Below are 13,763 nucleotides of genomic sequence, written 5' to 3'. Positions count from 1 at the left end.
CAAAGCCGCTACGGAAAAGGGGCGGGCGAACCAGCCGCACCGCCCCCTTTTCGGCATTACTCTTCGTTCATCGCGTCGAGCGCGGCTTCGGCCGTGGCAGCGGCCTCGTCGCCTGCTGCCTGGACCGATGCCGCTTCGGCCTCGGATGTTGCCGCATCGTCGGCAGCTGCCTCGAGATCGGCAGCCGGATCGGCGACCGGCACTTCGGTGACCGGCTCCATCGCTTCGTCCGCAGCGACTTCGACGGTGTCGGCTTCAGCTTCGGTCGAAGCGTCGTTCGAGCTGCCGCAGGCGGCGAGGGCGAGGCTGGCAGCAGCAACGGCGGCGATATGGAATTTCATGGCATTCTCCTTGGGATTGGGTCTGCGGCGTGGTTAATCGCAGGGAAGCTCCTTCGCCAAGGGGAAAATGCGCGGAGCACGGTTGCGCGGGGCGCGCCGTGTGGCAACAGGGATGGATGGTCGCCACTCTCGACACTGCCCGCGAACACTTGCGCGCCACATTCGGCTTCGACGATTTCCGCGGGCGGCAGGCCGAGGTGGTCGAGCGCACGCTTTCGGGCCGGTCGAGCCTTGCGGTGATGCCCACGGGTGCGGGCAAGTCGCTGACCTACCAGCTTCCCTCGACCATGCTTGAGGGCACCTGCGTGGTCATCAGCCCGCTGATCGCGCTGATGCACGACCAGCTACGTTCGGCGCGTGCAAACGGCATCCGCGCCGCCACACTGACCAGCGCCGATTCCGACTGGCGCGAAACGCAGGACGCCTTCCGCGCCGGGGAGCTCGACCTCCTCTATGTCGCACCCGAACGCGCGAGCCAGCCTGCCTTTCGCGATTTCCTGAATTCGACAAGACTCGCGCTCTTCGCCATCGACGAGGCGCATTGCGTATCCGAATGGGGCCATGATTTTCGCCCCGACTACCGCATGCTGCGGCCACTGATGGACGCCTTCCCGCAAGTCCCGCGCCTAGCGCTGACAGCGACGGCGGACCGGCAGACGCGCGCCGACGTGCTCACCCAGCTCGGCATACCCGAGGACGGGTTGGTGCTGGCGGGCTTCGACCGTCCCAATATCCGCTACGCCATCCGCCACCGCGACAATCCGGTGCGCCAGCTCGCGACGCTGATGACCGAAAGGCCGGGGCCGGGCATCGTCTATGCGCAGACCCGGAAGAAGGTGGAGGACCTTGCCGAGAAGCTCGCGGCCTCGACCGGACGGAAGGTCCTGCCCTATCACGCCGGTCTCGACCCCGAGACGCGCGCCGCCAACCAGGCCGCCTTCGTCGTGTCGGAAGACATGGTCATCGTCGCCACGGTCGCATTCGGCATGGGCATCGACAAGCCCGACGTGCGGTTCGTGGCGCATGTCGGCGTGCCGAAATCGATCGAGGCCTATTACCAGGAGACCGGCCGTGCAGGCCGCGACGGAGATCCCTCGGCGGCGACGATGTTCTGGGGCGCGGGCGATTTCGCCACCGCACGCATGCGCTTGTCCGAGGTGGACGAGGAACGCCGCAATGCCGAGCGTGCGCGGCTCGATGCGCTTGCCGCACTAGTCGAGACCCCGCATTGCCGCCGCGCCGTGCTGCTCCGCCATTTCGGCGAGGACCCACCCGAGACCTGCGGCAATTGCGACAATTGCCTCGACAAGCCGGGCGTGACCGATGTGACCGAGCTAGCCCGCAAGCTTCTTTCCGCCGTCTATCGCACCGGCCAGAGCTTCGGCATGGGGCATCTGCAAAAAGTCCTCACCGGCGCCGAGGACGACCGCATACGCCAGCGCGGGCACGACCGGCTAAGCGTTTACGGCATCGTGGAAGGCGAGGACGCGCGCCTGCTCCAGCCATTGGGCCGCGCATTGCAGGCGCGCGGCGACCTCGTCCCGACCGAGCACGGCGGGCTGGCGCTGGGCGGCAGCGCCCGCGAGATCATCAAGGGCGAACGCGAGGTCGAAATCGTTGTCCCGCCGAAGCGCCAGCGCAGCCGGGGTCGGCGCGGCGGAGACGAGGCCAACCCCGTCGGCGATCCCCTGTTCGAGGCGCTACGCGAACTGCGCCGCGAGCTGGCGAGCGAGGCGCAGGTCCCGCCCTATGTCATTTTCCACGACAGCACTTTGCGCGAAATGACCGCCGCGCGGCCATCGACCATGTCCGAAATGGGCCGGATCGGCGGCATCGGCGGCAAGAAACTCGAAGCCTATGGCGAGCGCTTCCTGATGGAGATCGCGCGGCACTGAGCGATATCATTTGACATTTGCGCCTCGCGATATAAATATGATATCATAATTATATCGGAGGAGTTACACTCATGTCTGTCGAAATGACCGGAATGAAGACCAGCCGCGAAACCGCGGCGACCAGTTACAATGGCTATATCATGCTGCTGGTGCTGTTGGTGGTACTCGCAGCGCTCGCCTTCATCATACCGGGCATGGCGCCCGGGGATTATCCGACGAAGGGCGACAAGGTCGCCTTTGCGGGAACGCTGTTCGCCTCGCTCATCGGCGTGCTCATCCTCGCCTCGGGCTTCTTCATGATCCAGCCCAACCAGGCCGCGGTCATCACGCTGTTCGGCGAATACAAGGGCTCCGAACGTACCGAGGGGTTGCGTTGGGTCTGGCCGTGGATGGGCAAGAAGAAGATTTCCGCCCGCGCCCACAACATCCATTCCGAACGCGTGAAGATCAACGATCTGCGCGGCAACCCGATCGAGATCGCCTGCAACGTGGTGTGGCGCGTGCGCGATACGGCGCAGGCGAGCTTCGACGTCGACGATTACAAGGAATTCGTGAACATCCAGATCGAGGCGGGCCTGCGTACGGTCGGCTCGCGCCATCCCTATGACGATTTCGAGGGCGAGGAAGTCACGCTGCGCGGCGGTGCCGAAGTGGTGAATGCCGAACTGCTCGAAGAACTCAACGACCGCCTCAAGGTCGCCGGCGTGGTGGTCGACGAGGCGGGGCTCACCCACCTCGCCTATGCCAGCGAGATCGCCAGCGCCATGCTCAAGCGCCAGCAGGCCGATGCCATCATCGCGGCGCGTGCCAAGATCGTCCTCGGCGCGGTCGGCATGGTCGAGGATGCGCTGACCAAGCTCGCGCAGGACGATATCGTCGACATGGACAACGAACGCCGCGCGGCGATGGTGTCCAACCTGATGGTCGTGCTGTGCGGAGAGAAGGAAGCGCATCCGGTCATCAATACGGGCTCGCTCTACTAGGGCGGGCCGATGCGCTGAGGCTTCACCATGTCGCAGAAAAAAGCCTTTGCCTTGCGTCTCGACCCGGCGGTCCACGCCGCGGTCGAGCGCCTTGCCGCAGATGAATTGCGCAGCGCCAATGCGCAGATCGAGATGCTCTTGCGCGAAGCCCTGAAGACGCGCGGGATCGAGGTGAAACCATCGAAACCGCCGCGCAGGGGACGGCCGCCTTCGGGGGACTGACAAAGGTTACCGCGCAGGAAACCGCAAAATTTTATGGTGTTTCACCATGATGCGGCTTGCACCGCTCTTAACCTTTTCGCCGTATAACTTTCCTCATGGCAAAACTGGCCGCCTCGAACCCCCAGCGGATCCCCGAGTGGATCGTGGGGGCGGTTGCGGCAGCTTCGGTCGGCCTTATCCCTCTCGCCGCACTGCTGTTCTGACGGAACGCCCTCGGCTTCTCGCCCGTTGAGGGCGCAAAGGAGCTTTTCATGGCAGGCGGTTGGGCGCGCGATGGCGCGGTTCAGGACCAGATCGACGATACGGTGAGCGACGCAGTCAGCGCCGCCCGCGCGCGCATGCCACGCGGCGAAAGCGCGAAATATTGTGATGAATGCGGCGAGGAGATTCCGGAGAAGCGGCGCGAGGCTCTCCCCGGTGTGCGCACCTGTGTCCAGTGCCAGTCGGGGCGCGATGCTGCCACGCGCCAATCGGGCATCAACCGGCGCGGGAGCAAGGACAGCCAGTTGCGCTGAGGCGCGGCTCGGTCCAAGGCCCTGTCCATGAGTTCACCCTTCATCTGGCTCCAGCATGCGCTCCCCCACCACGCCGTCTCGCGCGGAGCTGGCAGGATCGCCTCCTCCGAGGTTCCGTGGCTCAAGAACCTGCTCATCCGCCGCTTCATCGATGCCTATGATGTCGACATGAGCCAGGCCGCGCGCGGAGTGGAGGAGTTCAGGAGCTTCAACGACTTCTTCACGCGCGAACTGAAGCCCGGCATGCGCCCGCTGGCAGATAGTACGACGCAAATCCTGAGCCCCGCCGATGGTGCGGTGAGCCAGATCGGACGGATCGAGGAAGGACGCATCTTCCAGGCCAAGGGGCGGCACTTCACCGCCGCACAATTGCTCGGCGGCGACGAGGAAGCAGCCAGGCGCTTCGAAGGCGGCAGTTTCGCAACGATCTACCTTTCGCCCCGCGACTATCACCGCGTCCACATGCCCGCAGAAGGGTCGCTGGCGTCGACCACCTATGTCCCGGGCGAATTGTTCTCGGTGAACCAGGTCACGGCGGAGAATGTCGACGGGCTTTTCGCGCGCAACGAGCGGCTGGCTTGCATCTTCACCGGCCCCGACGGTACATTCGCCAGCGTCATGGTCGGCGCGATGATCGTGGCAGGGATCGAGACCGTTTGGTCGGGCCTCGTCGAAACGCACCATCCGCGGCTCGTGCGCGAAAGCTTCGAGCCGACCGCCCACCAGCTCGCGGCGGGCGATGAAATGGGCCGCTTCATCCTCGGCTCGACCGTGGTGCTGCTCTTCGAACCCGGCAAGGTCGAATGGGATACCTCGCTGAAAGCTGGCGATGCCGTCCGCATGGGACAAGCGATCGGCAAGCGGCTTCAGCCGAAAGCGGGCGCGTAACGCACGGTCCCGCCCGGCGCATCGCCGTCGAGCACCAGACGCTGGAAATAATCGGGCGGAGGTCCGGGATAGGTGAGCTTCGGGTCGTGCTCGAAGCCGAAACGCGAATAATAGGCAGGCTCGCCAAGCAGGACGATGCCCTTCGCGCCCATTTCGCGCATGTCCGCAATCGCCCGCTGCATCAGCCGCAATCCGACGCCTTCGCGCTGGTGCTGCGGCAATACGCTGATCGGGCCTAGTCCGTACCAACCCTCGTTCCCGTCCGAGATAGTGACGGGCGACACGGCAACGTGGCCGATAATCCGCTCGCCGTCTTCCGCGACCAGCGAGAGGGCGAGATCGCCATCCTGCCGCAAACCTTCGACGATCCGCACCTCGCTGCCGTCGCTATGCTCGACTTCGGCAAAGGCTGCATCGGTCAGCACCGCAATCTGTGCATGGTCGGCGGGCTTTTCGGGGCGGATGGTGAGCGCGGTCATGGACGTGCTTCCCTCGTAAAAATCGCGGCGATTTCCTCGGGTGAAATCATGGTCCCGACCTTGTGCACTGCATCGAGCATTTGGGTCAAACGCTCTCGCCGGGTGCTTGATATGATGAGCGTGGCTTGCGGGACCCTCACCGAGACCAGAGCGAGGATCGCAGCGATCCTGGCCGCCCCCATGGGACCTGAAACAGCCTTGGCCGCGACATCCCAACGAGCCGAGAACCCGGGATCGGAACGCGCCAGCCATTCGGCGGTGGGGAGAAGCGAATGCAGCTCCGCTCGCTCGCGGGTTGTCGGGATGCTGTCGCCGACCAGCCAGACAGGATCGATAGCGGTCTGGGAGATGAAGTGGACAGGAAACGCAGCGTCGGTCGCCTGATCCCAACGTGCCTGATTGCCGTATCCCGGCGCGGCCGCCAGCCCCGCAGAAAGCGCTTCGAACTCGCCTAGCAATTCCGGTGTTGCCTCTTCAGGCCCGCAATTATGGAGCAGCACGGCATCGATCCGCCCCAATGCCTCGTGCGATCGCGCCAGCGAATCGCGCAGGGCCGGGTGCGAGAAATCCGCCAAATCATATCGCGCCGGGGGTTCGAGGGGCGCAAATCCCTCGAACGAGCGCGGGGCTGAGGAGCCGAGCCCTCGCTTGGCCGCACGCGCCACGCTCTTGGTCCAGCCCAAGTGTGGGCGCGGGATACCGACCTTGGTCGTCACCCTGACAGATGCATGATCGCGCACGGCCCGGCCCACCACCTTTTCGGCCAGCCCGAGGCCATAGGAAGGCGCCACATCGACAGCGGTGATACCGCCATCGAAAGCCTGCCGGAGCAAGTCAGCCGATGCGCCTGCGGACACTCCGCCTGCCAGCCTGCCGCAGCCGTATATCAGCCGGGCCGCAAGGTTCAGCGACATTGCTCGATCAGGCGATCTGCCAGCCTTTGGCCCAGCGCGATCGCAGTAAGAGTGGGATTGGCATAGCTGCCGGTCGGAAACACCGACGCCCCCGCAACATGGAGGTTGGCCGTGCCGAACACGCGGCATTCGGCATCGACGACCCCGCTGTCTGCGCTCGTCGCCATGCGGGTGCCGCCCATGTGATGGTAAGCATCGTGGAATGCGCTGATGGCGCCCGGATCGCGCGCGGCGAAGGCCGGGTCGAGCGTGACCTTGCCAAGCCCCGCCGCCACTAGCGACCTGCCCGCTTCCTCGACGAAATCGGCGATATGCGGTACCAGCGCGGGATCGACCGACCACGCCACCCCTGCCCGTGCCTCCTCGGGCGGAACCCTGTCTTCCAGCACGACCCTTCGCTCCGACGCCGCAATCTGCTCGACCTCGATGCCGAGCGGGATCGTGTCGTCGAACATGGAGGCTATGCGGCGATGGCGCACATAGCGCCACGCCGCCGGGATAATCGCCCGCGCCAGTTGGACTGCCGTGCCGATCCGTCGCCCCGTGGCAAGCGCGTCGCGCACGATCATGCCGGGCGTGCTGGCATTGAGCGTCATTGCCATGCTCGGCCTTGTAGGCGGCGGGGAGGACGGCTTGATCTTCACACCGTACTTCCGCCCGCCCTCGAAAATCCCGTCGAACAGCGCGCGTATGCGCCTGGGGTCTGCGGGCGCTAGCGTACCGACGATGCCGTGAAGATGGTCGAAATAATGCGCGCCGAGATGGGCATTTGCGGCGAAGGGCAACGCTGGATCGATGGCGGCGCTACGCATCAATATCGCCGAATTCTCGATACTGCCGGCGGCGAGCACGATATGGCGGGGCGAAAAGGTTTCGCTCCCGCCCGGCCCTTCCAGCCCTACCGTGCAAATGCCGTCTTCACCGCAGGAGATACGGCGTGCCGAAGTCGCGGGGCGGACGTCAATTTTCGCGATATCGGTTTCGAAAAATTTTGCGAAATCGGGCTGGGGTAGCCACAGATTGAGCCCGGCAACGAGCCCTTCGGCAAACTCCACCGGAGAGCCGGACTTGCGCGCGAATACGGCATCGGTGGCGCGGGCCGCTTCGCTCACGCCCAGAATGTCGTAAGCCGCGTCCAGAGTGGCGCAATATTCGTCCCAGTCGATCGGCCAGAGCTGCCTTCCCGACTCGTCCACCCGGGCAAAATCATGCCTCGAGAATGGATTGAGCTGCCCGCCCCACAGGCGGGTCGTGCCGCCCACGACTTTCATCCTGCCTTCGGTCAGGCCGGGATAGGGCTGGAGCGGCTCGGGCCCTTCATTGCGGGCCTGCCAGCTGCCGTCGGGCTGCGCCGGTCCGGCATCGATCACGACAACGCGAAGCCCGGCGCGATGGAGACGCACCGCCAGGGGAATGCCGACAGCACCTGCGCCGACCACGAGGACATCGGGACCCGGAGCATCGCTCATGGCAGGATATGCCCTGCCCGGTCGCGCTTGGTGGCGAGATAGCGCGCGTTATGCGGATTGTCGGGAAGCGAATGGGGGACGCGTTTGGCAACGGTGACACCCTCGCCCTCGAGCGCTTCGACCTTGGCAGGATTGTTGGTCATCAGCCGCACCTCCTTGACGCCAAGCAGGTCCAGCATCCGGGCAGCCGTCGGGAAGTCACGCGCCTCGTCGGGAAGGCCGAGCCGGGTATTGGCATCGACCGTGTCGAAGCCCTGGTCCTGCAAGCGATAGGCGCGCAACTTGTTGACGAGGCCGATGCCGCGCCCCTCCTGCCGCATATAGAGCAGCACGCCCCAGCCGCCCTTGTCCGCTTCTACGCTCATTGCGCGAAGCGCCGCATCGAGTTGCGGCCCGCAATCGCATTTAAGGCTGCCGAGGATATCGCCGGTGAGGCATTCGGAATGGAGGCGAACCAGCGGCGGCGTGCCCGAGCTTTCCTTGCCGATGACGAGCGCGACATGTTCGCGCGTGTCGTCGGGGCTGCGGAACGCGACGATGCGCGCCCCTTCGGCAGCAGCCACGGGCAGTTTTGCGCGCGTCGCGATGTTCAGCCGCTGCGGATCGGTGAAGGCGGCGACATCGCTGGCTTGGAGTGACGCTGCTTCGCCCGCCCCTTGCGGATCGACGATAAAGGCCGGCAGGATTCCCGCTATCCTCGCCAGCTCAAGCGCGGCGCGCGCCTGCTCTTCCCATTCGAGCGGCAGCGCCTTGAACGGCCCCTTGAGCGGGCTCTGCAAATCGAGCGCGGGGTCGGCCACCGCCAGCGCGGCGGGCAGGTCGAACACATCCGCGCCGCGCATCAGCACGGGCTTGCGCGGAGCAGCGGCCTCGATCTGGTTGGCGAGCTTCAATGTCGCGGCGCGGCTGGCCGAGACCAGCATCGCTTCGCCCGAGACATCCGAAAACGCCGTCTCCACCGGCTGCAGCAGCGGCGCTCCATCGATCGCGAGCGGCCAGCCGTGGCGCAGCGCGTCCACCGCCAGCGCTGCACGCCGCGAGGGAGATGGCTCGCTCAGATGTCGAACTCCGTTACCAGCGGCACGTGGTCCGACGGCTTTTCCCAGTCGCGCGCATATTCATGAACCGAGTGCCCTGTGGCCTGTTTCGCCAGTTCGGGGCTCGCCCACATGTGGTCGAGACGGCGGCCGCGGTCGTTCGCCTTCCAGTCCTTCGCGCGGTAGCTCCACCAGCTGTAATAGCGCTCCGGCGCCTTGATATGCTCGCGCCCGATGTCAGACCAGCCATGCGCATCCATGAAGCGCTGCAGGCTCTCGACCTCGACCGGCGTGTGGCTGACGACTTTCAGCAGCTGTTTGTGGTTCCAGACATCGCTTTCGAGCGGCGCGATGTTGAAATCGCCCACGATCAGCGTCGGCCGGTCGACTGTGTCGGCCCAGCGCGTCATCCGCTCGAGGAAATCGAGCTTCTGGCCGAATTTCACATTGATCTCGCGGTCGGGCTCGTCCCCGCCGGCCGGGACATAGACGTTCTCGATGATCATCCCGTCATGGTCGGGAAGTTCCACCCCGACATGGCGCGCCTCGCCATTGTCCTGCCAGTCGTGGCGCGAGAATTCGCGGATCGGCACACGGCTGACCGTGGCGACCCCGTGATAACCCTTCTGGCCGTGCACCGCGACGTGTTCGTAGCCCAGCGCCTTGAACGCCTCGTAAGGGAACTGGTGCTCCTGGCACTTGATCTCCTGCAGGCAGAGGACGTCGGGAGCGCTCTCCTTCAGGAAACGCTCGACGATCGGCATGCGGAGGCGGACGGAATTGATATTCCAGGTAGCGACAGAAACCATCGCGCGGAGATAGGGCGCTCACGCCACCCGGTCCACACCTCCATACAAAAAACCCTCAAGCCGGGGGCATTGGCTTGAGGGTTCCTTGTGAGCGTTCGTCACGCTTGGATACCGAGCGACCTTGAGGGCTGAGGCAATCAACAGGGGGGAAATTGCCGCCCGCCGCTTCGATGTCCCTAGGATTACGCCCCTTCGGCTTGCTGCTCAATGAACATTCGCTCTCGAGAAACCGCAAACAGAAAACGGGCTGTCGCCGAAGCGTTTATCCCGGGCGACGAGACGTGCGGCGCGGGTCCTTGAAGGTGAATGCGCTGTCAGCAACGGCGACGCCATAGCGGTTGTTGTTCAGCCGCACAGTGGTCCGGTGATTCTGCGCATCGAGCGCCACCCAGTGCGTCAGGCGAAGACCGCCGGGCGCAGAAGCATCGCGCGCGAAGATAAGCGTGATGACACCGAATTCGGGGCGCTTGGGATCGCGCACTTCGATGCTGACCACATCGTCATGACCGGTCGGAATCAGCTTGCCGTATTTCTTGACGTCGCGGCTAGGGTCGAGCAGCGCGCCGAGCGGGGAATTTTTGATGGGCCAGCGCTGGACCTGGTTCACCTCGTAGTCGATCATGTACATCGACTTGCCGTTCGACACGACGAGAAGCGGCACGCCCTTTTCGTACTCGAAACGGATCTTGCCGGGGCGCTTAAGCGTCATCACGCCCGAAACGGCCTGGCCGTTGCGGTCGGTCTGGACGAAATTCGCCTTCATGGTCGAAATGCCGCGCAGCGCCGCGACCGCCTGGTCGAGGTCGCCGGCCGCCGCCTCGACGGGGGCGGGTGCAGCGTAAAACGTCGCGGGCACGCCAACGCTGAGTGCGAGGGCGAGTGCAGAGGCGACGGGGCGATTCTTGAAGATAGACAAGGTGCTCATGCTCCTGATTTAGGTTCGGAGCATTGAACTGTCACTGAACTAAAGGCGTTCCCGCCGTTCAGCTTATCGGCCACACGGGCCGGCCAGATCACTTGATCTTGGCTTCCTTGAATTCGACGTGCTTGCGCGCCACCGGGTCGTACTTCTTGAAGACGAACTTTTCGGTGTGGTTGCGCGGATTCTTCTTCGTCACGTAGTAGAAGCCCGTGTCGGCGGTCGAGACGAGCTTGATCTTGACGGTTGCGGGCTTCGCCATGGCGTGTTCCTAAAGATCTTTCTGAGGGGCCGATTTCAGCCGAAATAATAAGGGCGGCGCGAGCTGCACCGCCGTCCGGCGCGCCCTTTGTGTGATTCACGGGGAAAAGTCAAGCGTCGAAGCCTTCCGCGCTACCAGTCCACCTTGCCGCGATTGGCCTTCACCTCGCCGCGCGCCTTCTTCGCCTTCAGTCGTTTCACCTTGCCCACCCGGTTGACGCGGCTCTTCTTGCGTTTCCTGGGCGGCGTGAGCGCCTCGCCCAGCAGCGCCACCAGCCGCTCGCGCGCGGCCTCGCGATTCTGTTCCTGCGTGCGGTATTCATTCGCGGTAAGCACGATTTCGCCCGCCTTGGTAAACTTGCTCCCCGCCACCTCCTTCAACCGCTCGAAGGCATCGGGCGGCATGCCGAGCTGGAACACGTCGACGCGCAGCTGGACGGCAGTGGCCACCTTGTTGACGTTCTGCCCGCCCGGGCCCGAGGAGGCGATGAACTTCTCCTCGGCTATTTCCAGCGCCTTGTCGGCAATCCTACCCATCCGCAAAGCCAAGCGCCGCAAAATCGCGCGGCAGCGGCGCGGCGGCCTCGATCGTCGGCTTGGTTCCGCGCGGGACGATGAGCCCCGCGGCATGGAGCATGGTGCGCGGCGCACCTTTCGCCGAACCATAGACCGGATCGCCGAGCAGGGGCATGCCGAGCCCCGCCTCGCAATGGATGCGGATCTGGTGGGTGCGGCCCGTCTCGGGGCGGAATTCGATGAGCGCCTTGCCGTCGTGCTCCATCAGCTTGCGCCAGTGGGTGATAGAGGGCTTGCCCTTCTTCGCCGCGATCATGCGCCAGCCCTTGCCCGCACTGCTGATCTTGGACAGCGAGAGCTCGATCGTGCCCTCCTCGCCCTCGGGAATGCCCGACAGGATGCCGAGATAGCGCTTCTCGACCAGCCGGTCCTCGAAGGCCTTGGCGAAGCGCTTCAGCGCCTTGGGATTGCGCGCGAGCAGCAGGCAGCCGCTGGTATCGGTGTCGAGCCGGTGGACGGGATGCGGCGCGCGCTGGAAGCCCAGCTTCAATTGCTCGAAATGGTCTTCGAGGCAGGGACCGCCACGCTTGGGGCGATCGACCGGAAGGCCGGCAGGCTTGTCGATGACGAGCGCTTCGCCGTCTTCGAAGATGATCGGAATCTGGGTCATTTCACTTTCAGTTCCGCGCGCATCAGGCCGCGCACGGCATTGCCGAGGAAGAAGCCGTCCTCGAGATCGGCGATGGTCAGCTCAGCCTCGCGCGCCTTGCCTTCTTCGAGCAGCGACTGGCGGTACACACCCGGCAGCAGGCCGAGCGTCGCGGGCGGCGTGAGCAATAGGCCGTCGCGCTCGACAAAGATACTGGTGATGCAGCCCTCGGTCAGCAAGCGGTCCTCGCGCACGAACAGCGCCTCGTGCGCGCCGCGCTGGCGGGCCACTTCCTGTCCGGCTTCGTAAAAGCCGCGATCGGTGGTCTTGTGGCGCAGGCGCCAGTCGCCCGGGTTCACCGGCAGCGGCAGGACCACGCACTGCGCAGGTTCGGGCCAGCCCTCCGGCATGGCGCACGCCTCCAGCGCCACCGCGCCGCTGCGCGAGGCGAACAGGCGCACGCGGCTCGGTCCATCGAGGACGAAGCAGCAGGCGTGCATCTGGTTGCGTGCCTCGTGGCGGTCGAAACTGAAACCGAGTTCGGCGGCGCTCTGCTTCATCCGCGCGAGGTGCATTTCGAGCAGCGGGATGCCCTCTTCGGGTGTGAAGCGCATGGTCTCGATCAGATCGAACTGCGCCGCCCTGTGATCGGGCGAGGACTTGGACGCGAACGCGCCCTTGAGCAGCGCCTCGCGCCATTCGGTGCGCGGCTCGCTGTCGGCAACGATCGCCCCGCCCACCCCGAGCACGGCCTTGCCGCGCGCATTCTCAATTTCCGTGAGGCGCAGCGTGCGGATGGCGACATTGAACGCCGCATCGCCGTCTGCGCCGATCCGTCCGATGGCCCCGCAATAGGGGCCGCGCGGTTCGCGCTCGACCTGGTCGATCAGTTCCATCGCGCGGATTTTCGGCGCGCCGGTAATCGACCCGCAAGGGAACAGCGCGCGCACGAGATCGGTTGCGCCCATGCCCTCCTTCAGGTCGGCACGGACCACACTGACCATCTGGTGGACCGTCGGATAGCTCTCGATGGCGAAGGGTTCGTCGACGCGGACGCTGCCCGCTATCGCCACGCGGCTGAGATCGTTGCGCATCAGGTCGACGATCATCAGGTTCTCGGCCTTGTCCTTGACCGAAGAGGCCAGCTCCTCTGCCAGAGCCTTGTCCTGCGCCTCGTCGGCCGAGCGCGGGCGCGTACCCTTCATCGGCTTGGCCTTGGCCTCGCTGCCCTTGAGCGAGACGAAAAGTTCGGGCGACAGGCTCAGCAGCCAGTGCGAGCCGTCGAAGATCACTCCGCCATAGCCCGCCTGCGCCGCCGGTCGCAGCGCAGCATAGAGCCCCAGCGGGTCGCCGGTGAAATTGCCGGCCAGCGGAAAGGTCAGGTTGGCCTGGTAGATATCGCCTGCGCGGATCGCTTCCTGCAGCTGCTCGAAGGCCGCTTCGTAGCCGCCCGGTGACAGCTGCGGCTCAAGCGGGCCGACGCCGCCCGGTCCCTGCACGCGTGATGCCAGCCAATCGGCCATGGCATCGGCGGCAATCCGTGTCGGTGCATCGAAAAGGCCAAGCCAGACGAGCGGCCCTGCGCCTCCAGTCTTCGCTGCAGCCAGACCGGCAAGCCGTACCTCCAGGGCAAGTCCCGCCTCATAGGCGATATAACCCGCCAGCTCGCCGCCTTCGCGCCGCGCGGCCTCGGCAGCTGCAAGCACCTCCTCGACCTCGTCTGGCCGGTTGGCGACGAAAATGGCGCGCGGGTTCTCGTAGAACAGGGCGTCGGCAGCGCCGCTTGTCCGTGCATCGTCCAGCAATACAAAGGGATGTCTGCCCGCCATCGTGGCCCCAGCATTTACAGCCCTGTGCGCCCAAGTC

The 13,763-nt window shown here is 65.1% G+C and carries 16 protein-coding genes; 5 read left to right on the top strand and 11 right to left on the bottom strand.

From position 1 onward, the window contains the following. Window positions 1-56: 56 nt before the first annotated feature. Entirely contained in the window at window positions 57-341 is a 285-nt protein-coding gene (locus K3178_RS00680) for a hypothetical protein (RefSeq protein WP_221569478.1), read from the bottom strand. 116 nt (window positions 342-457) lie between these two features. Between K3178_RS00680 and recQ the strand changes: the two genes are divergently transcribed. The 5 genes from recQ (at window position 458) to asd (ending at window position 4,844) form a co-directional block, all read left to right on the top strand. Next, window positions 458-2,236: a DNA helicase RecQ gene (recQ, locus tag K3178_RS00675; protein ID WP_221570727.1), complete on the top strand. Its 1,779-nt coding sequence runs from the start codon at window positions 458-460 to the stop codon at window positions 2,234-2,236. 71 nt (window positions 2,237-2,307) lie between these two features. Then, window positions 2,308-3,219 carry an SPFH domain-containing protein gene (locus tag K3178_RS00670; RefSeq protein ID WP_247713468.1) on the top strand — a complete coding sequence of 304 codons (912 nt, stop codon included), beginning with the start codon at window positions 2,308-2,310 and terminating at the stop codon, window positions 3,217-3,219. A 27-nt stretch (window positions 3,220-3,246) separates the two neighbouring features. Beyond that, the gene (locus tag K3178_RS00665) at window positions 3,247-3,441 is read left to right on the top strand and encodes a type II toxin-antitoxin system antitoxin (protein ID WP_221569477.1); all 195 of its coding nucleotides are present in this window, start codon (window positions 3,247-3,249) and stop codon (window positions 3,439-3,441) included. A gap of 251 nt (window positions 3,442-3,692) precedes the next feature. Continuing rightward, window positions 3,693-3,956, top strand: a complete 264-nt coding sequence (locus K3178_RS00660) for a DksA/TraR family C4-type zinc finger protein (RefSeq protein ID WP_221569476.1) — start codon at window positions 3,693-3,695, stop codon at window positions 3,954-3,956. A 27-nt stretch (window positions 3,957-3,983) separates the two neighbouring features. After that, window positions 3,984-4,844, top strand: coding sequence for an archaetidylserine decarboxylase (gene asd, locus K3178_RS00655; protein WP_221569475.1), 861 nt, complete (start codon window positions 3,984-3,986; stop codon window positions 4,842-4,844). On the opposite strand, the gene K3178_RS00650 is transcribed toward asd, so the two are convergent. From K3178_RS00650 to pabB, 10 genes are all read right to left on the bottom strand, one after another. Next, window positions 4,823-5,323: a GNAT family N-acetyltransferase gene (locus K3178_RS00650; RefSeq protein WP_221569474.1), complete on the bottom strand. Its 501-nt coding sequence runs from the start codon at window positions 5,321-5,323 to the stop codon at window positions 4,823-4,825. The genes asd and K3178_RS00650 overlap by 22 nt on opposite strands. Further along, window positions 5,320-6,237, bottom strand: a complete 918-nt coding sequence (locus tag K3178_RS00645) for an aldo/keto reductase (protein ID WP_221569473.1) — start codon at window positions 6,235-6,237, stop codon at window positions 5,320-5,322. The genes K3178_RS00650 and K3178_RS00645 overlap by 4 nt, the downstream gene beginning before the upstream one ends. After that, window positions 6,228-7,706: a GMC oxidoreductase gene (locus K3178_RS00640; RefSeq protein ID WP_221569472.1), complete on the bottom strand. Its 1,479-nt coding sequence runs from the start codon at window positions 7,704-7,706 to the stop codon at window positions 6,228-6,230. Before K3178_RS00640 ends, K3178_RS00645 begins: the two co-directional genes overlap by 10 nt. Next, window positions 7,703-8,725, bottom strand: coding sequence for a GTP cyclohydrolase II (gene ribA / locus K3178_RS00635; RefSeq protein ID WP_345719827.1), 1,023 nt, complete (start codon window positions 8,723-8,725; stop codon window positions 7,703-7,705). The genes K3178_RS00640 and ribA overlap by 4 nt, the downstream gene beginning before the upstream one ends. 35 nt (window positions 8,726-8,760) lie before the next feature. Further along, entirely contained in the window at window positions 8,761-9,552 is a 792-nt protein-coding gene (gene xth, locus K3178_RS00630) for an exodeoxyribonuclease III (RefSeq protein WP_221569471.1), read from the bottom strand. Between the two features lie 262 nt (window positions 9,553-9,814). Then, on the bottom strand, window positions 9,815-10,477 hold the full coding sequence (locus tag K3178_RS00625; protein ID WP_221569470.1) for a LolA family protein: 663 nt from the start codon (window positions 10,475-10,477) through the stop codon (window positions 9,815-9,817). Window positions 10,478-10,565: 88 nt separating this feature from the next. Then, window positions 10,566-10,733, bottom strand: coding sequence for a 50S ribosomal protein L33 (rpmG, locus tag K3178_RS00620; RefSeq protein ID WP_006832561.1), 168 nt, complete (start codon window positions 10,731-10,733; stop codon window positions 10,566-10,568). Window positions 10,734-10,864: 131 nt separating this feature from the next. Continuing rightward, complete coding sequence (arfB, locus tag K3178_RS00615; protein WP_221569469.1) at window positions 10,865-11,269, bottom strand: alternative ribosome rescue aminoacyl-tRNA hydrolase ArfB; 405 nt, start codon at window positions 11,267-11,269, stop codon at window positions 10,865-10,867. Then, window positions 11,262-11,918, bottom strand: coding sequence for an RluA family pseudouridine synthase (locus K3178_RS00610; RefSeq protein WP_221569468.1), 657 nt, complete (start codon window positions 11,916-11,918; stop codon window positions 11,262-11,264). Before K3178_RS00610 ends, arfB begins: the two co-directional genes overlap by 8 nt. After that, the gene (gene pabB / locus K3178_RS00605; RefSeq protein WP_221569467.1) at window positions 11,915-13,726 is read right to left on the bottom strand and encodes an aminodeoxychorismate synthase component I; all 1,812 of its coding nucleotides are present in this window, start codon (window positions 13,724-13,726) and stop codon (window positions 11,915-11,917) included. Before pabB ends, K3178_RS00610 begins: the two co-directional genes overlap by 4 nt. Window positions 13,727-13,763: the final 37 nt, after the last annotated feature.

Source organism: Qipengyuania sphaerica (assembly GCF_019711595.1).
Classification (GTDB): domain Bacteria; phylum Pseudomonadota; class Alphaproteobacteria; order Sphingomonadales; family Sphingomonadaceae; genus Qipengyuania; species Qipengyuania sphaerica.
The sequence above is the reverse complement of the archived record's forward strand: the minus strand, read 5'-3'. Positions and strand labels throughout refer to the sequence as shown.